Here is an 18,934-nt window from a genome sequence, read left to right on the forward strand (position 1 = left end):
GGGGCGTTGCGACGAACGGCTCAGCTTGCGCGAAACAATCGGCCGCGCTCGACCACGGCGACGATCGCCAGCGCGATCAGTCCGCAGATCAGGAACCCGGCATAGAGCGGCACCGTCGATCCGTCGAACGCCTGGCCGATGCCTGCGCCGATCAAGGCGCCGCCCAGCGTGGACACGAAGCCCTGCACGCTCGACGCGGTGCCCGCGATGTGCCCCATGTTCGACATCGCCATCGCCGAGAAGTTCGACGTGGCCAGCCCGAAGCACGCCATCATCATCGCCTGCAACACCGCGAACACCACCAGGCTTTCGACCCCGGCAAGCGCGACGATGAGGTGCACCGCGGCAATCACGATTAGCGCCGCCAGCGCGCTGTGCGACAACAGCCGCATGCCGAAGCGCATGACGATGCGCGAATTGGAATAGTTGGCGACCGCCATCAGCCCGGCGACGCAGATGAAGATGACGCTGAGCAGTTCGGGGCGGCCGAACACGACTTCCATGATCTGCTGGATTGAGTTGATGAACCCGAACAATCCTCCCGACAGCAGCGCCGCAGCCAGGGTATAGCCGGCCGAGCAGCGATCGCCGAGGACCGTGCGATAGCCCTGCGCCAGGCGGGCGAACCTGAATGGATGCTGGTCCTCGGGCGCCAGCGTTTCGGGCATACGCAACATGAACCAGACCAGCACCGCCGCCGACACGATGGCGATGCCGATGAAGATCCACCGCCACGGCGCAACCAGCAGCACCAATTGCCCGAACGACGGCGCGAGTACCGGCGCGGCCATGAACACCATGAATACGAGACTCATCACGCGCGCCATCGCCCGTCCCGAGAAACAGTCGCGGACCATCGCCACGGTGACGACGCGCGCGCCCGCCACCGCCATGCCGCCGGCGAAGCGCGCGGCGAGCAGCAGCGCAAAGCTCTCGGCCGCGGCAGCAGCGAGATTCGCTGCGACCGCGAACAGCAGCGCGCCGATCAGCACCGGGCGGCGCCCAAACCGGTCCGACAGCGGGCCGTGGGCAAGCTGGGCGATGGCGAAGCCGACGAGGAAGGCGGTGATGACATACTGGCGGTCGTTGGCGACGGTGACGCCCAGCGCTTCGGCGATGGCGGGAAGCGCGGGGAGCATCGAATCGATGCCGAGCGCGGTCAGCGCCATCAGCGCCGCGCACAAGGCGACGAACTCTGTGAACGGGAGCGGCGCGCGGTCGGCCGCAACGCGGGTCATCTGGTCCATCTCGCGCTCCAAAAAACCGCGTGCCTGCCCGGGCGGGCGGCACGTCCCGTCATTGACCTCCGGCCGCTCCACGCTTACGTGTATTGCCAACGCAAGACACCAAGGAGCCACGCCGCCATGATCCGTTCCCTGTTCGCACCGGCACTCCTGACGATGCTCGCGGCCTGTGGAGGCGGAGACGATCAAGGCACGTCGATATCGCTAAATACCGGCGAAGGGAATGCTGCAACTGCGAGCGTGAATGGAGCGACCGGAGAAATCGCGGTCAACGTGCCGGGGTTCAAGGGAAAGCTCGACCTGCCCAAGTTCAAGCTCGACGCAGGCGACATCGATTTGAACGGCGTCTCGCTGTTCCCCGGATCGACCGTGCGCGATCTCGACATCGCCGCTGACCGTGACAGTGAAGCGCCGAATGGCGGCGACCGCGTGTCGATCACGTTCGACAGTCCGGCGGCGGCTGCGGACGTGCGGCAATGGTTCCAGGGCGAGCTGGCCGGCGCCGGCTATACGCTGCGCACCGATGGCGACGGGCTGGTCGGCACCACCGAAGATGGCTCGGCATTCCGGCTCGACCTGACCCCGGGGGACGGCGCGCGATCGCAGGGGACGATCACCATCGGGGAATGACGGTCCCGGACGATCGAGGTGCGTGACCTGTTCGTGCGGTCGGTCAGCGTCTATATCGGCGCGAACCGAAGCAATTCAGACAGGTCCCTCATGCTCGACACGCCCGCGCCCGCCGCCCTCGACCAGGTCCCGCTCGTCAGCCTGGCCGAGCAAGCCTCCGATCCCGAAGGCTTCGCCCGCGCATTCGGTGCGTCGTTCGAGCGGTTCGGCTTCGCGATGGTCGCCGACCACGGCATTGACGACGTCCTGATCGACCGGGCCTGGCGCGCGACGCAGGAAATGTTCGCGCAGGACGAGGCCGCCAAGCGCCGTGGCCATGTCCAGGGGGGCGGCGGCGCGCGCGGCTATACCCCGTTCGGGGTCGAGATCGCCAAGGACGCCAAACAGAATGATCTAAAGGAATTCTGGCATATCGGTCGCGAGCTTCCCGAGGGACACCGCTATCGCGACGTCATGGCACCCAATGTCTGGCCCGAAGCGCCGGATGATTTCCGGGAAATCTTTCTCAAGCTGTTCGCCGCCTTCGATGCCGCCGGCGACAGGCTGCTTTCGGCGATCGCCCGCTATCTGGGGCTGGCACCCGACTGGTTCGATCCGGCGGTCGCCGACGGAAACTCGGTCCTGCGGCTGCTGCATTATCCGCCGGTATCGGCCGACGCGCCGGGGGTTCGCGCCGGCGCGCATGAGGACATCAACCTCATCACCCTGTTGCTGGGAGCCGAGGAAGCCGGACTGGAGCTGCTCGACCGCGATGGTCGCTGGCTGGCGGTGAAGCCCCCGGCCGGGGCGATGGTGGTCAATGTCGGCGACATGCTGCAGCGGCTGACCAATCACGTCCTGCCCTCGACCACCCACCGCGTCGTCAATCCGCCGCCCGAGCGGCGCGGCAAGTCGCGCTATTCGATGCCGTTCTTCCTCCACCCGGCCCCCGACTTCCTGATCGAGACATTGCCGGGATGCGTCACCGCCGAGCGGCCGAACCGCTATCCGCAGCCGATTACCGCGCATGACTATCTGCACGAGCGCCTGGTCGAGATCGGACTGATCAAGAAATAGCGCCGCCACGGCTGGCCAGCCGCGCATCTTTCGGTTAGCCGCGCGCGGCTGGAGGAATGAAAATGACCGAACCGTTGCGCGTGGCCCTGGCCGGGATCGGTACCGTCGGGGCCGGAGTGATCCGCCTGATCGACGCCAATCGCGAGCTCATCGCGCGCCGTGCCGGGCGGGCGATCGAGATCGTCGCGGTATCGGCGCGCGACCGCGGCAAGGACCGCGGCGTCGATATCGCGCGGTTCGACTGGATCGACGATTCGACCGCGCTCGCCCGCCATTCGCGCGCCGACGTCGTGGTCGAGCTGGTCGGCGGCGCCGATGGCCCGGCGCTGGCCCTGGCGCGCGCGACGCTGGAAGCGGGCAAGAGCTTCGTCACCGCCAACAAGGCGATGATCGCGCATCATGGGCTGGAGCTGGCAGGCGCGGCGGAAGCGGCCGGCACCGCGCTCAAGTTCGAAGCCGCGGTCGCCGGAGGCATCCCCGTCATCAAGGGACTGCGCGAGGGCGCTGCCGCCAACGAGATCGCGCGCGTCTACGGCATCCTCAACGGCACCTGCAATTTCATCCTGTCAAAGATGGAAGCAGAAGGTCGCGACTTTGCCGATGTGCTTGGCGAGGCGCAGCGGCTGGGGTTTGCCGAAGCCGATCCGACCTTCGACATCGACGGCGTCGATGCGGCCCACAAATTGTCGATCCTCGCCAGCCTGGCGTTCGGCACCAAGCCCGCATTCGGCGACGTGGCGACCAGCGGCGTGCGCCATGTCCTTGCCGCCGACATCGCCGAGGCGGCGGCGCTTGGCTATCGCATCCGCCTGCTCGGGATCGCCGAATCGAATGCCGCAGGACTGTTCCAGCGCGTCCACCCGCATCTGGTGCCGCTCGATCACCCGCTGGCGCATGTCTCGGGCTCGCTCAACGCTGTGGTCGCCGAGGGCAATTTCGTCGGCCGGCTGTTCTTCCAGGGCGCAGGCGCCGGCGACGGCCCGACCGCAAGCGCGGTAGTCGCCGACCTGATCGACATCGCGCGCGGCGAGTTCGGCCCGCCCTATGCGATGCCCGCCGATTCGCTGCTGGCTCAGCCCGGTGCCGATACCGGCGATCGCCGCGGTCGTGCCTATGTCCGCTTCACCGTCGCCGACAAGGTCGGCGTGCTCGCCGAGATCGCCGCCGCGATGCGCGATGCCGGCGTGTCGATCGAGAGCCTGATGCAACGCGGCGCGATGGCCGACGGCAGCGTGCTCGTCGCGATCGTCACGCACGAAGGCCCGGAGCGCTGCGTGGCGCAGGCGCTGGAGAAGCTGCGCGGCTCGCCGAGCCTGATCGGGCAGCCGCTATGGATGCATATCCTGGATAGCTGACGCTGCTGGATAGCGGCCTGGCGTTACCGCCCCACCCAATCCGCGACTTCGCCCGCGACCTGGTTCGCGGCTTGGTTGAGCGCGACGCCCACGGCGCTCGCCTCGACCACTGCGACCGGCACGCGCGCTTCGAACCGCCGTTTCTCGAAATTGGTCGCGCCCGGGCGCAATATCGCGGCGTCGTAGGTCACCACCGCTTCGCTGGTCGCGGCATCGATCCCGAAGCTGCGCAGCTCGCCGGTAAGTTCGGCACCAGGATCGACGTTCGACTGTCGCCGCGTGAGCACCATCCGCCCCGTCCGCGCCGTCACCGTATCGCCAAGCAGCCGCGCGAACAGCCGCGCCGGCGGTTCGACCCATTGCGCATCCTTGACATAGGCGATCGAGGTGTCGGTCGAGCGCACCGGAACGCGTTCGACCGACAATTCCTGCGGCGTCTGCGGCACGCGGATGGTGATTGTCCCGGCCTGCCCGGTCTGTGTCTGCCCCGTTGCGATCGTCGCGGCAGGATCGAGCGTGAGCAGCGACGGCGGCGGCTCCGCCCCGAACGAGATGCACGCGGACAGCGGCAGCGCCGCGAGGAGAGACAAGAGCTTGGTCATGGCGCGCCCCATCAATTGGCGGGTTCGTAATCGGGAAGTTTCTGCGATCCGACGAGCGAGCCGGCGCCGCCGCGATTGACGCGCTCGGCGACCGCCGAAAGCGCCTCGGTCATCTGGCGCAGGTCCTGGACCAACTGGCCGACCTCGGGGATGGTCTGCTTGGAGAAAGCCTGCAGGCCCGGTCGGGCGTCGGTGATCGCGCCGTCGAGCGACTCCGCGCTCTTCTGCGCCGACGCGATCGCCTTGTTGAGATTGGCCATCGCTGGCTGGACGTCGTTCGCCAGCACCTGGTTGGTGGTTCCGGCGAGCTGGCCGATCTGCTCGGCGGCGACGCCGGCGCGCTGGATCGCGATCCGCGTCTCGGCAAGCGTCGCGGCGATCTCCGGCCCGCGATCGGCGAGCGCGTCGGTCAGGCGACCGGTATTTTCGAGGATCGCCGCGATCGAATTCTGGTTACGGTCGGACAGCAATCCCGTCAGCCGCTCGGTCAGCGTCGTCAGCCTCTCGAGCAGCTGCGGCGCCGACGACAGGATCGCGCCGAGTCCGCCGGTCCGCGTGGGGATCAGCGGCACGCCGAACGGGCAGCTCGCCGACGCGTTCTCGCTGGGACACGCGATAGGCGGTGCGTCCTTTACCGCGCCATCGAGCGAGATCTGGCTGACACCGGTGAAGCCGATGCCCTGGATCGAGGCGGTCGTCCCCTGCAGGATCGGCACGTCCTGATTGACGGTGATGCGCACGCGCACGAATTCGGGATCGGGCCTGAACAGCGCGATCTCCTTGACCTGGCCCGAGGGCACGCCCGAGAACGCGACCGGTGACCCCTTGGCAATACCGTCGACAGCCTGTTTGAACAGGATGTCATATTCCTTGTCGGCGCTCGAATTGACGCGCGCCAGCCAGACGATGAACAGCGCCAGCACCGCCAGCAGGATCAGCACCACCGCGCCGACGAGAACATGGTTCGAGCGTGTTTCCATCAGTCCCTCATCGCGCCTTCGCGCTGTTGTTCGGCGGGGTCGCGCGTTGATTCGGCCCGCTGCGCACTGTCGATCGCGGCGCGCCCGCGTGGTCCGTTGAAATATTCCTGGATCCACGGATGATCGAGCGCGAGCAGTTCGTCGATCGTCCCGACCGCGATCACCTTCTTGTCGGCGAGCACCGCGACGCGGTCGCAGATCGCATAGAGCGTGTCGAGATCGTGGGTGATCAGGAACACCGTCAGCCCCAGCGTTTTTTGCAGCGACTGGGTGAGTTCGTCGAACGCGGCGGCGCCGATCGGGTCGAGCCCGGCCGTCGGTTCGTCGAGGAACAGCAATTCGGGATCGAGCGCGAGCGCGCGCGCCAGCCCGGCGCGCTTGCGCATGCCGCCCGACAGTTCCGACGGGAATTTGGGCGCGGCGTCTGCGGGAAGCCCGGTCATCACCACCTTGTAGGCGGCGATCTCCTGGAGCAGCACCGGGTTCAGCCCGGGATAGAATTCCTTCAAGGGAACCTGAACATTCTCCGACACGGTCAGGGTCGAGAACAGCGCGCCACCCTGGAACAGGACGCCCCAGCGCTTGCGCACCTCGACCGCCTCGGTGGCATCGGTGCCGACCGTATTCTCGCCGAACACATGCACCTCGCCCGCGACCGGCGTCTGCAGGCCGATGATCGACCGCATCAACACCGACTTGCCGGTGCCCGATCCGCCGACGACGCCGATGATCTCGCCGCGGCGCACGTCGAGGTCCAGCCCTTCGTGGACGACCTGCTCGCCGAACGCGTTCTTGAGGCCGCGAACCGAGATGATCGGCTGATCCTCGGTCATATCCAGCCGATCCGTTCGAAGAACACCGCGAAGAACGCGTCGAGGACGATGACGAGGAAGATCGCCTGGACCACCGCCGAGGTCGTGCGCAGCCCGACCTGCTCGGCGTCGTTCTCGACCAGCATCCCCTGGAAACAGCCCGCCATGGCGATGATCGCGCCGAACACCGGCGCCTTTATGAGGCCGACATAGAGATCGGTGATCGGCACGACTTCGCGCAGCCGCTGAATATAGGTGACCGGCGGGATGTCGAGGCTGACCCAGCACAGCAATCCGCCGCCGATTATCGCGACGATCGATGCGTAGAAGCCGAGCAGTGGCATCATGATGATCGTCGACAGCACGCGCGGCAGCACCAGCGCCTCCATCGGCGACACGCCGATCGTGCGCATCGCGTCGATTTCCTCGGTCAGCTTCATCGTGCCGATCTGCGCTGCGAACGCCGAACCGGAACGACCGGCCACCATGATCGCGGTCATCAGCACGCCGAGTTCGCGCAAGGTGATGCGGCCGATCAGGTTGATCGTGAACACCTCGGCGCCGAACTGGCGCAACTGCACCGCGCCCTGCTGCGCGATGACGACGCCGATCAGGAAGCTCATCAGTCCGATGATGCCGAGCGCGGTGACGCCGACCGCTTCGAAGCGCTGGACGGTGGCGTTGAAACGGAAGCGTTTGGGATGCCGGATCACCGCACCGAGCGAAAGGACGGTCGCGCCCATGAAGCCGAGCAGGCCGAGCAGAGTGCGTCCGGCAGTCGCGGTGGCGGCGCCGATCTCGTCCAAGATGCGCGCGACCGGCGACAAGGGCTTGCGCCCCATCGCCACCGGCTGATCCGCTGCCTGGACCTGTTCGAACAGATGCTGCGTATCCTCGGCGATGCCTTCGACCCGGGCGTCGCGATCCCGCGCGAATTTGTGGACGATCCACGCCCCGACGGTGTCGATCCGGTCGATGCTCGACAGATCGACGCGCGTGACCGACGACCCCACGGCATCGAGGCGATCCGGAACATCGCCAAGCCGCGCCAGCGACCAGTCGCCGGTCAGGAACAGCGACGCTCCGCCATCGCGTGAATCGAGCGAGAAATCAGCTGGCCGCATCATTGGCGCCACCCATCGTCGATTCGGGCTGGTTCGGCAAGCGCGGACGCGGCACAGCGCCCGCAATGAAGCATCGCATCGCCTTCTACGATCTCGACAAAACCATCACCCGTGCGCCAACCTGGACGCGCTTCCTGGTCACCGCGGCATGGCACGGGCCACGCTGGCGCCTGGCGGTGTTGCCGGTCGCCGCGCTCGCCGCGCTTGGCTTTCCGCTGCGCCTGGTCGATCGCGCGCGGCTGAAGCGGCTGACGCATCGGCTGGTGATCGGCCCGGCGGTGGCACCGCCGCACATGGCTGCGCTCGCATCGCGCTTCGCTGCGCGTACGCTGTCGCACAATCTGCGCCGCGGGGCGCTGGCGCGGATCGATGCCGATCGTGCCGCCGGATATCGGCTGGTCCTCGCGACGGCGTCGTTCGATTTCTATGTCGGCGCGATCGCCGAGGCGCTGCGTTTCGACGACGTGGTCGCCACCGCCGGCAGGCGCAGCGATGATGGCGATCATGCGCCGGGCTGCGACGGGGACAATTGCTACGGCTTGGCCAAGCTGGCGACGGTTGAGGCATGGATGCAGCGCGCGGGGATCGCGCGCGACGCCGCAACGGTGCGCTTCTATTCGGACCATGTCTCCGACGCGCCGACGCTCGGCTGGGCCGACGAGGCATTCGCGGTCAATGCGCACGCGCCGCTGCGCGCCTTGGCCCGCCGGCGTGGCTGGACGCTGCTCGACTGGCGCCGCTGACGTCACAGCCCGACATCGACGGCATGGATGACAAGGCCGACCAGCCCGCCGACCAGCGTGCCGTTGACGCGAATATACTGCAGATCGCGCCCGACCGCATTCTCGAGCCGGCCGGTGATCGTGCGCGTATCCCAGCCGCGCACCGTATCGGAAACCAGCCGCACGATGGCATCGCCATAATCGGCCGCGGCACCGACCGCAGCACGCCGCACGAAGCGGTTGATCGTGCGGGCAAGCGCGGGATCGCTCTGCAATGTTCCGCCGAGTTGACGCATCGCGTCGCCCAGCCGTCCGGCCATCATCGCGTCGGGATCGCGGGCCATGCGGAGCATGCCGGCGCGCGCGGTTTCCCAAACGCCCTGCCACCAGTCGCCAAGCGCCGGATTGTCGAGCAGTTCGGCCTTGAACGCTTCGACCTTGGCCTGCGCCTCGGCATCATTTTGGAGGTCGGTGGCCAGCCGGGCCAGCCCCTCCTCCGCCTTGAGCCGTAGCGGATGCGTGGGGTCCTCGGCCATTTCCTCGACCAGCCGCTCCAGCCCGTCAATGATCTTGTTGGCCAGCGTCTCGTCGAGCCCGGTCCAGCGCAGGATCGACCCGGCGCGATCATGCACCATCGCGCGGATGAGGTGCTGGTTGCTTTCAAGGATACGCGACGCCCAGCGGATGATGCCGTCGAGCAAAGGTGCGTGGCGGCCATCGGCGATCGCGGCTTCCATCGCTTGCCCCAGCAGCGGAGCGATGCGAAGCGCGCGCAGCTGCGAAGACAGAGCGCCCTTGACCATTCCGCCCAGACGTTCGGGATCGAGCGATTCGAGCAGGTCGGCAGCAAGCCGCGACGCGCCGTAGCGCAGCCGCCCACCGCTGCCGCCGGGCGGATCGGACAGCCAGCGCCCGGCTGCGCGTGCGACATCGATATGCTGCATCCGCCGCGCGACGACGCCAGGGGTCAGGAAATTGTCCTTGAGGAACACCGCCAGCGTGTCGCCGATGCGGTCCTTGTTACGCGGCACGATCGCGGTATGCGGGATCGGCAGGCCGAGCGGGTGGCGGAACAGGGCGGTGACCGCGAACCAGTCGGCCAGCCCGCCGACCATCGCCGCTTCGGCGAACGCCTGGACATAGCCCCAGCCGCCGCCGTGGCGTGCCTCCATCCAGCGCGCCGCAAGGAACAGGCATGCCATCGCTACCAGCAGCCCGGTGGCGATCAGGCGCATGCGCCGCAGCGGCTGGGGGACGGCGTCCCCCGGCCGGGGGACGCGCTGGAACAGGCTCATGCCCGAACCAATCCCCGAGCGCGGGGAAGGTTCACTCCGCCGGCTGCGATCCCTCGTCGCCGCGATAGCCGATATGCCCGCCGGGCTGGTGGTCGATCGCCGGACCCACCGGCTTGCCGTCGTCGCCGGGACGATAGGTAAGCAGGCGCCGCGACAGCCGCGGCCCGATCCAGCGCTCGATCCCCACCGCCAAGCTGAACGTCGCCGGCACCAGCAACAGCGTGAGCAGGGTCGACAGCAGCAACCCGCCGATCACCGTCACCCCCATCGGCGCGCGCCACGAATTGGCGCCGCCGATCGACAACGCCGTCGGCACCATGCCCGCGACCATCGCCACCGTCGTCATCACGATCGGCTGCGCGCGCTTGTGCCCGGCGTCGACGATCGCTGTGAACTTGTCGACGCCCTTTTCCATCTCCTCGAGCGCGAAGTCGATCAGCAGGATCGAGTTCTTGGCGACGATGCCGAGCAGCATCAGCAACCCGATATAGACCGGCATCGATACCGCATCGCCGGTGATCCACAGCGCGATCAGCCCGCCCAGCGGCGCGAGCAGCAGCGAGCCCATGTTGACGAAGGGTGGCATGACCCGCTTGTAGAGCAGCACCAGCACCGCGAAGACGAGCAGGATTCCCGACACCACCGCGACGATGAAGTTGGTGATCATCTCCGCCTGCCACTTGGCTTGGCCGAGCGTCAGTCGCGTGACCCCGATCGGCAGGTTCTGCATCGTCGGCAAGGCGTCGATCTGCTTCTGCGCGTCGCCCGAGATCACGCCGGGCGCGAGATCGGCGCCGAGCATCAGGCGGCGCTGCTGGTTGATGCGGTCGACGCGGGTCGGGCCTGATCCGAAGCTGATATCGGCGACGACGTTGAGCGGGACCGCGCCGCCGCTCTGCGTCGGCACCGGCAGATTCTCGATCGTCGACAGCCGTTCGCGCGAGTCCTCTGCGAGCGCCACGCGGATCGGGATCTGGCGATCCGACAGAGAGAAGCGTGCGCTGTTCTGGTCGATATCGCCAAGCGTCGCGATACGGATCGCGCTCGACAGCGCCTGCGTCGTCACGCCCAGGCTGGCGGCGAGGTCGAGCCGCGGGGTGATGACGATCTCCGGCCGTTGCAGGTCGCCCGAAATGCGCGGCGCAACCAGCGTCGGCAACCGGCTCATCTCGGCCATGATCTTGATCGCGGTCTGGTTGAGCAGTTCGGGATCCTCGCCGCCTAGCGTGATCGTCATGTCGCGCCCGCTCGACCCCCAGCCGAACTGCGACTGGAACGACACGCGTGCGTCGGGAATCTTGTTGAGTTCGGGCGCGAGGTCGCGTTCGAACTCGATGCTGGTGACGTCGCGCTCGTCCTGATCCTTGAGCTTGGCAGTGACGCGGCCATTGCCGACATAGCTGCGCGCATAGACGTCGGCCACGGCGGGCTGCGCCGCAAGAAGGTTGGCGACGCGATCGACCACCGCCTTGGTCTGTTCGAGCGTGGTGCCTGGCACCATCTCGATCGACGCAGTCGAATTGTCGTTGTCCTGCGTCGGCTGGAAGGTCTGCGGCAACTGCATGAACACCAGCACCGTCGCGACCAGCGACGCCGCACCGCCGACGATCGCCACCCAGCGATGCCGCAGCGTCCAGCGCAGGATGCCGACATAGCGGTCCATGATCCAGCTCTCGCCGTGGCTGGCATGGCCGTGTGATTTCAGGAAATAGGCGGCGATCATCGGCGTGATCAGCCGCGCCACGGCCAAGCTCATCAGGACGGCAGCCACGACGGTGAGACCGAAATTCTTGAAGAACTGTCCAGAGATGCCGGGCATGAGCCCGACTGGCAGGAACACCGCGACGATCGCCATCGTCGTCGCCAGCACGGCGAGGCCGATCTCGTCGGCGGCGTCGATCGATGCCTGATAGGCGGATTTGCCCATCCGCATGTGCCGCACAATATTCTCGATCTCGACGATGGCGTCGTCGACCAGCACGCCAGCGACCAGGCTCAATGCCAGCAGCGTCATCTGGTTGAGCGTGAAGTTCATCATGTCGAGGAACCAGAAGGTCGGGATCGCCGACAACGGGATCGCCAGCGCCGAGATGATCGTCGCACGCCAGTCGCGCAGGAACAGGAATACGACGATCACCGCCAATATGGCGCCTTCGACCATCGCCTCGATCGCGCTGTTATACTGATCCTCGGTCTGCTCGACATTGTTGAAAAGCAGTTCGAAGCGGACATCGGGATTGCGCTTTTCCAGCGCCTCGAGCTTGGCCTGCGCTTCGTGGAAGACGGTGACGTCGGACGCGCCCTTCGACCGCTTGATGTCGAAAGTCAGCACCTGCTTGCCGTTATATTCTGCGGTCGAGCGCCGCTCGCCATACAGGTCGCGCACCTCGGCGATATCGGCGAGGCGGACGCTGCGCCCTGCACCGACCGAGATCTGCGTCTGGCCGAGCGCGAACGCGGTGTCGGCATTGCCGAGCACGCGCACCGATTGTTCGGAACCGGCGATCTCCGCACGACCGCCCGCGGCATCGACATTGACCTGGCGCAGCGCCTGGTTGACCTGGCTGGCGGTCAGCCCCTGCGACTGCAGCTTCAGGGGATCGAGGATCACGCGGATCTCGCGATCGACGCCGCCGATGCGATCGACGGTCGACAGGCCGGGAACCGACAGCAATTCTTTGGCTACGGTATTGTCGACATACCAGCTCAATTCCTCGACCGTCATGTCGGTGGTGATCGCGGTAAAGCTGGCGAGATCGTTGTCGGTGGTGTTGGCGCGGTAGACCTGCGGCTCGAGGATGCCTTCGGGCAAGTCGCCGCGGATCGTGTTGACCGCTTCGCGTACGTCAGTGACGGCGCGGTCGATGGGGGTGCCGATGTCGAGCTGGACGATCGTCGTCGACTGCCCTTCCGTGATGTTCGATTCGATCTGGTCAATGCCCTGGACGCCGCGCACCGCCGCCTCGACGCGCTGGGTGATCTGCGTTTCCAGCTCGGACGGCGCAGCGCCCGGCTGGCTGATGACGACGATCGCGACCGGAAACTCGATGTCTGGGTCCTGGTTGACGTCCATCCGCACGAAGCTGACGATCCCTGCGATGGTGAGCGCGAGGAACAGCACGATCGGCGCCACCGGATTGCGGATCGACCAGGCCGAGATGTTGCGGAAGTTCATCGGACGATGCGCCTATCGCTTGAGCGTGGTGAGGGTGGGCACGACCTTCTGCCCCGGGTTCAGGAACGCGCCGGCGGTCAGCACGACGCGTTCGGTGCCGGTAATGCCGCTGGCGATCGCGACGCCGGCATCGGACACGTCGCCGACCGTCACCGGACGCCGCTGCGCCTTGTTCTCGGCATCGAGGATATAGACGAAGCTGCCCTGCTGATCGTTGAGCACCGCCGATTCGGGGAGCATCGGCGCGGTCGTTGCGCCGGTCTGGATGCGCGCGCTGGCGAAACCCCCGGGACGCAGCGCGCGATCGTAACGCACGGCGATGCGCGCGATCCCCTGCCGCGTCTGCGGATCGATCACCGGTGATACCTGCCAGACTTCGCCCGAAAAGGTTTCCTCCGAACCGACAGGCTGGATCTCGGCGGGAACGCCGACGCTGACGCGCGCGAGGTCGCTTTCGCTCAACTGCGCGCGCATCTCCATCTGTCCACCCATCGCGACGCGGAACAGAACGCCGCTGCCCGAACTGACGATCTGGCCCGGCTCGACCGCGCGGGTCAGCACCAGGCCGGCGGCGGGCGCGCGGATATCGAGACGGCCGTTGCGCGCCTGGGCTTCCTGAAGCTGCGCCTGTGCGACGCGGACGCGCGCGACTGCGGCATCGCGGGTGGCGGTGCGCTGATCGATGTCGGCGCGCGAGATGAAGCCGCGATCGACCAGCTGGTTGGCGCGTTCGAGCTGCGCCTGCGCGAGATCGGCGTCGGCCTGCGCCACCCGCACGCTCGCGGCGAGCGACGCCGCAGTCTGTGCCTGCACCGAGCGATCGACGGTCGCCAGCACCTGGCCGCTGTTCACCCAGCTGCCCGGCTCGACCAGCACGCGCGTCACCAGCCCGCCCTCGCCGGCGACGCCGACCGGCATCTCGCGGCGCGCGGCGATCGCGCCGGTGCCGCTCACCACCTTGGTCACGGTGACGCGGCCGGGCACGGCGACGGTGACGCTGGGAATCTGGCCGCCACCGGCGGGCGCCGCCGCGCCCGGTGCAGCCGTTCCAGCTTCGCCCTCGGCCTCGCCGCTGCGGAAGAAATACGCCGCCGCCGCCAGCGCCGCGACGATCAGGAGGATGGCAGCGACGATGATCCAGCGCCGACGGCGCGGACGCCCTTCGCGACCATCCTCGATCGCGATCGCCTCGCCCGGTCCGATTCCACCCGTTTCATAGTTCATTTGCGCCACTTCCGCTCCGGCCCCTTCGCCGCGTTGCCCACGGGCTGTGTTATAGGAATAAGGCACCGACCTCAAGCGGTTCCGGCACGCGGCACCCACTGCCTGTTTTTTTGCGAAATCGCAAGGATTTCCGGGTCCCGCCGAATGACGGCTTGCGGTTCATCGCGGGTTGCTGCGTCCTGCTGCATGACGCATGTTCATTGTCTGATACGGGAGGAACCCAAGTGATCCGCAAACTTCTGATTTCGGCGACCGCGCTGCCGCTGCTCGCGCTCGTCCCCGCCGCGGCGCAGACCCAGCCCGCTGCGCAACCGCCGATGCTGCTCGACGCGACGCTGCTCGACGTGGTTGCGGAAGGGCGCACGACGCGCGTCCCCGACCTTGCCACGATCAACGCCGGCGTGGTCACCCAGTCGGCAACCGCCGCGGCGGCGATGACCGCCAATTCCGCGGCGATGGCGCGGGTCACCGCAGCGCTCAAGCGGGCCGGCGTGGCCGACCGCGACATCCAGACCTCGACGATCGGGCTCAGCCCGCAATATCGCTATGCCGAGAACCAGCCGCCCGTCATCACCGGCTATCAGGCGTCGAACCGTGTCACGGTCCGGTTCCGCGATATCGCCCGCAGCGGCACGATCCTTGATGCGCTCGTCCGCGAAGGCGCCAACTCGATCGATGGTCCGACGCTGGGCCTGGCCGATCCCGATCCGGCGATGGACGAGGCCCGCACCAATGCCGTCAAGCGCGCCCGCGCCCGCGCCGAACTCTACGCCCGTGCCGCAGGGCTGCGCGTCGAACGTGTCCTGTCGATCAGCGAGCAGCAGCAACCGCCGGTCGGTCCGATGCCGGTGATGATGAGCGCGCGGATGGAAGCCAAGGACGCTACCGAGGTGGTGCCGGGCGAGCAGGACATCACCGCGCAGCTATGGGTGCGCTTCCTGCTGCGCTGAGCAGCGCAGCGGTTGGGTGCGGACTTCCCCCACGCAACGAAAAGGCCGCTCCATCGCTGGAGCGGCCTTTTGCCTGTTCTCGGATCGCGGCGTTACCGGACCCGGCCGCGGCGCACGAGGTTGACGATCGCCAGCAGGATCACCGCGCCCACCAGCGACGTGAGGAAGCTCATCACGGTGATGCCGTCATTGATGTTCTGACCGAAGATCAGCGACGCGATGAACGCACCGACGATGCCGACGACGATGTTCAGGATGATGCCCTGCTGTGCATCGGTGCGCATGATGATGCTGGCGAGCCAGCCTACGACACCGCCGACAATAAGCCAGATAATCAAACCCATGATAAGTCCCTCCGTTATGCCGGATTGGTATCCGACCGACGGGTGCTAGGACTCGCGAAAGCAGTGGTTTGTTCCGTCTGCGTTTTGAACAACCGTCCGGCAATGCGACGAACCGTTGTCCGCGCTGGGAAGAGTCGGCGGCGCAGTCGCCTTTGATACCTCAATATTTGCGCTGGCGCTCGTACAGCGAACGGTAATGCTGGATGCGCGTCACGCGCAGGCCGGGCATCCCGGAACGGTCGATCGCGCGCTGCCATCCGGCGAATTCCTCGACGGTGAGGCCATATCGGTCGCAGACCTCGTCCACGGTAAGCAACCCGCCATTGACTGCCGCGACCACTTCCGCCTTGCGCCGAACGACCCAGCGCGTGGTGCTGGGCGGCGGCAGCGTGTCGAGCGTCAGCGGCTCGCCGAGCGGGCCGATGACCTTGGCAGGCCGAATTTTCTGGTTCTCGATCATCCACTAACCTCGATCGGGGCGGGGGCCCCTTGAACACCGTAACGACGCCTGTAGCGCACCACCCTTGAACATCGCTTAAAGCCGCTAGGTAAACACCACGTTCATCGCCAGCCGCTGCCGTGCGAGCGTCGCAGCGGTGGCACGGTTGAACGCAGCCGGAGCCTCAAAGCGGGGGTGACGACCCTCGCCGGGCGCGCGGTCGAGCATCGCCTGCAACCGCGCCGTCGGACTTGCCGCCTGTCGCGCCGCGATGCCGGCGAGCAGGACCGCGAGCCCGGCCGGCAAGGCGCGGATCGGACGGGCTTGATCGTGGAAGGCGAAGCTGAGGTCCAACGGGCGATCCTGAACGGTTGCGACTCGAACCCCGCATGTAGCGATGGCCGCTGAATCACCGGTAAAGGAGCGCGATCGCGCGCCTGAGCAGGGGTTTTTTGCAACCCGGCGTTCTTTTGCCTACATGGCGTCCATGCCGATCGGGGATTTCCAGCTGCCCGCGCCGCCCCAGGCGCGCCGGATCGTCGTCGCCATGTCGGGCGGCGTCGACAGCTCGGTCGTCGCCGCGCTTGCCGCGCAGACCGGGGCAGAGACGATCGGCGTCACGCTGCAGCTGTACGACCATGGCGAGGCGACCGGACGCGCGGGCAGCTGCTGCGCGGGGCGCGACATCCGCGATGCGCGCGCGGTGTGCGACCGGCTCGGCATCGCGCATTATGTGTTCGATCACGAAAGCAGCTTTCGCACGCAGGTGATCGACGATTTCGCCGACGAGTATCTCGCCGGGCGCACGCCGATCCCATGCGTACAATGCAATATGGGTCCGAAGTTCACCGATCTGTTCCGGCTTGCCCGTGATCTGGGCGCCGACTGCCTCGCCACCGGTCATTATGTTCGCCGCGTCGAAGGTCCGGCCGGCGCCGAACTGCACCGCGCGATAGATCCGGCGCGCGACCAGAGCTATTTTCTGTTCGCGACGACGCAGGAACAGCTCGACTATCTGCGCTTTCCGCTCGGCGGCCTGCCCAAGGCGGAAGTCCGCGCGCTTGCTGAGGCGTTCGGGCTGACGGTCGCGGCCAAGCCCGACAGCCAGGACATCTGCTTCGTCCCCGACGGCGATTACGCGTCGCTGGTTCGCAAGCTGCGCCCCGATGCCGTCGATGGCGGCGAGATCGTCGATCTGGCGGGGCGGGTGCTGGGCCGGCATGCGGGCATCATCCACTACACCGTCGGCCAGCGCCGGGGTTTGGAGATTGGCGGTCAGGCCGAGCCGCTCTACGTCGTCCGGCTCGAGCCGCACACCAAGCGCGTGGTCGTTGGACCGAAGGCAGCGCTGGCGGTAGCATCGGCGCGGATCGAGCGGGTCAACTGGATCGGCGGCGCGCACACCGGACCGCTGACCGTCAAGGTCCGCTCACTGGCACGCCCGGTTCCTGCCCGCTTCGATGGCGCGACGGTGGCGTTCGAGGCGCCGGAATATGGCGTCGCCCCCGGTCAGGCAGCCGCGCTGTACGACGGCGACCGCGTGCTGGGCGGCGGCTGGATCACCGCGACCGAGCCTGCCGCCGCGATGCTCGCTGCCTAACGCAGCGGCTCGGGCTGGCAGCCGAGTTCGGGATCGAAGGTGACCGAGCGGCTGGCGATCAGTGGTACCGACGCGGTGACGGTGCGGGTAGCAGGATCATCGGTCAGCGTGATCGGCTCCATCCCCGGTTCGAAATCGGCATAGCATTGCGCAAGCGGGCGATTGCCGATGTACCGGCACGCGCAGGCGACCCGAGCGCCATAGCCGACGCCCAATGCCAGTTGCGGCTGCATCGAGCGGATATAGGCGAACGCGCCCGCCGCCAGTAGCAGCAGTATCGCAAGCAGCGACCAGCCGATCTTGCTTCTTGTCTTCATCTCCGGCGAGCCTAGTCTGCCCGAATGCGCTTGCCTATCGTCCTCTTCGCCGCGTTGATGCTGGGGGGCACGACGGTCGTCCCCCCGCCTTCGACCGACCCGCTGTTCGCCGCAGGGCAAGGCGAGACGCGCGGCGTGCTGATGCTGATCGACGGCAGGGTCGCGCAAAAGCGCTATGCGCCGGGCTATTCCGACGCCAACCGCTTCATCAGCTGGTCGATGGCCAAGACGATCACGGCGATGCTGGTCGGCGAACTGGTCGCCGACGGACGACTGCAACTCGACGCGCCCGCTCCGGTCGCCGAATGGGCGGACGACGCACGCCGTCGCATCACGCTGCGGCAATTGCTGCACATGGCCTCGGGGCTCGACCATACCGAAGTCGGCGAACCGATCGAGAATTCGGACACCAACCAGATCCTGTTCGTCGGCGGCACGCAGGACATGGCGGCACGCGCGATCGCCAAGCCGCTCGAGGCGGCGCCGGGGCAGCGGTTCGAATACAGCTCGATGACGACGCTGATCCTGTCGGAGATCATCACCCGCACGTTGACCGACAGCCGCGAGCCGCGGGTGCGGGCGGCGGCGTATCGACGCTTTGCGGAGGAACGGTTGCTGCGCCCCGCCGGGATCACCACCGCGTTCCTCGAATTCGACGGTGCAGGGACACAGATTGGCGGGTCGATCCTGCACATGGGGCTGGACGACTGGGGACGGATCGGCACGCTGCTGCTGGACGGGCGGGCTGCGGACGGAACACAGGTAATTGCGCCCGGCTGGCTGGCCTTCATGAAGGCGCCGTCGCCGACCAACGGCCATTATGGGGGGCAGACGTGGCTCAACACGGCGGGGGCGGACGACGCGCTCTTTCCGGGCAAAGGTCCGGACACGACGGTGGCGGCGCTGGGGCATCTCGGCCAGTATGTGATAGCCGCCCGGGGCACCGTTCCCGGCACGGCAACGCCGCGAAGCGTGGTGCTGGTGCGGCTCGGGAAGACCCAGGACGATCAGCTGGCCGCGGTGCGCGCGGCGCTTGGCGACGTGCTCGATCCGCTGGTCGAATAG

The 18,934-nt window shown here is 67.3% G+C and carries 19 protein-coding genes; 7 read left to right on the top strand and 12 right to left on the bottom strand.

Going from position 1 to position 18,934, the window contains the following annotated elements; genetic code table 11:
* Nucleotides 1-20: 20 nt before the first annotated feature.
* Nucleotides 21-1,247 (bottom strand): multidrug effflux MFS transporter, encoded by a 1,227-nt coding sequence (locus FHY50_RS11495; RefSeq protein ID WP_140230849.1) that lies wholly within the window; start codon nt 1,245-1,247, stop codon nt 21-23.
* 117 nt (nt 1,248-1,364) lie between these two features.
* Here FHY50_RS11495 and FHY50_RS11500 point away from each other — a divergent pair, with 117 nt between their 5' ends.
* The 3 genes from FHY50_RS11500 (at nt 1,365) to FHY50_RS11510 (ending at nt 4,285) form a co-directional block, all read left to right on the top strand.
* Nucleotides 1,365-1,874, top strand: coding sequence for a hypothetical protein (locus FHY50_RS11500; RefSeq protein WP_140230850.1), 510 nt, complete (start codon nt 1,365-1,367; stop codon nt 1,872-1,874).
* Nucleotides 1,875-1,964: 90 nt separating this feature from the next.
* Nucleotides 1,965-2,930, top strand: coding sequence for an isopenicillin N synthase family dioxygenase (locus tag FHY50_RS11505; protein ID WP_140230851.1), 966 nt, complete (start codon nt 1,965-1,967; stop codon nt 2,928-2,930).
* A 62-nt stretch (nt 2,931-2,992) separates the two neighbouring features.
* On the top strand, nt 2,993-4,285 hold the full coding sequence (locus FHY50_RS11510; protein ID WP_140230852.1) for a homoserine dehydrogenase: 1,293 nt from the start codon (nt 2,993-2,995) through the stop codon (nt 4,283-4,285).
* 23 nt (nt 4,286-4,308) lie between these two features.
* Here the strand turns inward: FHY50_RS11510 and FHY50_RS11515 are convergent, their stop codons facing one another.
* Genes FHY50_RS11515 through FHY50_RS11530 form a run of 4 tightly spaced genes read right to left on the bottom strand, consistent with a single transcriptional unit; the run spans nt 4,309 to nt 7,806 of the window.
* Nucleotides 4,309-4,887 (bottom strand): ABC-type transport auxiliary lipoprotein family protein, encoded by a 579-nt coding sequence (locus FHY50_RS11515; protein WP_140230853.1) that lies wholly within the window; start codon nt 4,885-4,887, stop codon nt 4,309-4,311.
* An 11-nt stretch (nt 4,888-4,898) separates the two neighbouring features.
* The gene (locus FHY50_RS11520; RefSeq protein ID WP_140230854.1) at nt 4,899-5,867 is read right to left on the bottom strand and encodes an MlaD family protein; all 969 of its coding nucleotides are present in this window, start codon (nt 5,865-5,867) and stop codon (nt 4,899-4,901) included.
* Nucleotides 5,867-6,700, bottom strand: coding sequence for an ABC transporter ATP-binding protein (locus FHY50_RS11525; RefSeq protein ID WP_140230855.1), 834 nt, complete (start codon nt 6,698-6,700; stop codon nt 5,867-5,869). Before FHY50_RS11525 ends, FHY50_RS11520 begins: the two co-directional genes overlap by 1 nt.
* Entirely contained in the window at nt 6,697-7,806 is a 1,110-nt protein-coding gene (locus tag FHY50_RS11530) for an MlaE family ABC transporter permease (protein ID WP_140230856.1), read from the bottom strand. The genes FHY50_RS11525 and FHY50_RS11530 overlap by 4 nt, the downstream gene beginning before the upstream one ends.
* A 62-nt stretch (nt 7,807-7,868) precedes the next feature.
* On the opposite strand from FHY50_RS11530, the gene FHY50_RS11535 reads away from it, so the two are divergent.
* Nucleotides 7,869-8,546 (top strand): HAD family hydrolase, encoded by a 678-nt coding sequence (locus FHY50_RS11535; RefSeq protein ID WP_140230857.1) that lies wholly within the window; start codon nt 7,869-7,871, stop codon nt 8,544-8,546.
* A gap of 2 nt (nt 8,547-8,548) precedes the next feature.
* On the opposite strand, the gene FHY50_RS11540 is transcribed toward FHY50_RS11535, so the two are convergent.
* The 3 genes from FHY50_RS11540 to FHY50_RS11550 are packed head-to-tail and all read right to left on the bottom strand — an operon-like array spanning nt 8,549 to nt 14,219.
* Nucleotides 8,549-9,820: a DUF445 domain-containing protein gene (locus tag FHY50_RS11540; protein WP_140230858.1), complete on the bottom strand. Its 1,272-nt coding sequence runs from the start codon at nt 9,818-9,820 to the stop codon at nt 8,549-8,551.
* A 31-nt stretch (nt 9,821-9,851) separates the two neighbouring features.
* Nucleotides 9,852-12,995, bottom strand: coding sequence for an efflux RND transporter permease subunit (locus tag FHY50_RS11545; protein ID WP_140230859.1), 3,144 nt, complete (start codon nt 12,993-12,995; stop codon nt 9,852-9,854).
* A 12-nt stretch (nt 12,996-13,007) separates the two neighbouring features.
* Nucleotides 13,008-14,219: an efflux RND transporter periplasmic adaptor subunit gene (locus FHY50_RS11550; protein ID WP_140230860.1), complete on the bottom strand. Its 1,212-nt coding sequence runs from the start codon at nt 14,217-14,219 to the stop codon at nt 13,008-13,010.
* A gap of 224 nt (nt 14,220-14,443) precedes the next feature.
* Between FHY50_RS11550 and FHY50_RS11555 the strand changes: the two genes are divergently transcribed.
* Nucleotides 14,444-15,169, top strand: coding sequence for an SIMPL domain-containing protein (locus FHY50_RS11555; RefSeq protein ID WP_244935346.1), 726 nt, complete (start codon nt 14,444-14,446; stop codon nt 15,167-15,169).
* Nucleotides 15,170-15,261: 92 nt separating this feature from the next.
* On the opposite strand, the gene FHY50_RS11560 is transcribed toward FHY50_RS11555, so the two are convergent.
* From FHY50_RS11560 to FHY50_RS11570, 3 genes are all read right to left on the bottom strand, one after another.
* Complete coding sequence (locus FHY50_RS11560) at nt 15,262-15,513, bottom strand: GlsB/YeaQ/YmgE family stress response membrane protein (RefSeq protein WP_140230861.1); 252 nt, start codon at nt 15,511-15,513, stop codon at nt 15,262-15,264.
* A gap of 160 nt (nt 15,514-15,673) precedes the next feature.
* Nucleotides 15,674-15,973, bottom strand: a complete 300-nt coding sequence (sciP, locus tag FHY50_RS11565; RefSeq protein WP_140230862.1) for a CtrA inhibitor SciP — start codon at nt 15,971-15,973, stop codon at nt 15,674-15,676.
* 84 nt (nt 15,974-16,057) lie between these two features.
* Nucleotides 16,058-16,306, bottom strand: coding sequence for a hypothetical protein (locus tag FHY50_RS11570; RefSeq protein ID WP_180345117.1), 249 nt, complete (start codon nt 16,304-16,306; stop codon nt 16,058-16,060).
* Between the two features lie 133 nt (nt 16,307-16,439).
* Between FHY50_RS11570 and mnmA the strand changes: the two genes are divergently transcribed.
* Nucleotides 16,440-17,552 (top strand): tRNA 2-thiouridine(34) synthase MnmA, encoded by a 1,113-nt coding sequence (mnmA, locus tag FHY50_RS11575; RefSeq protein ID WP_140230863.1) that lies wholly within the window; start codon nt 16,440-16,442, stop codon nt 17,550-17,552.
* Here the strand turns inward: mnmA and FHY50_RS11580 are convergent.
* The gene (locus FHY50_RS11580) at nt 17,549-17,869 is read right to left on the bottom strand and encodes a hypothetical protein (RefSeq protein WP_140230864.1); all 321 of its coding nucleotides are present in this window, start codon (nt 17,867-17,869) and stop codon (nt 17,549-17,551) included. The genes mnmA and FHY50_RS11580 overlap by 4 nt on opposite strands.
* Nucleotides 17,870-17,893: 24 nt before the next feature.
* Here FHY50_RS11580 and FHY50_RS11585 point away from each other — a divergent pair, with 24 nt between their 5' ends.
* The gene (locus FHY50_RS11585; RefSeq protein ID WP_140230865.1) at nt 17,894-18,934 is read left to right on the top strand and encodes a serine hydrolase domain-containing protein; all 1,041 of its coding nucleotides are present in this window, start codon (nt 17,894-17,896) and stop codon (nt 18,932-18,934) included.

Origin of the sequence: Sphingomonas japonica, from assembly GCF_006346325.1 — a bacterium.
Classification (GTDB): Bacteria; Pseudomonadota; Alphaproteobacteria; order Sphingomonadales; family Sphingomonadaceae; genus Sphingomonas; species Sphingomonas japonica.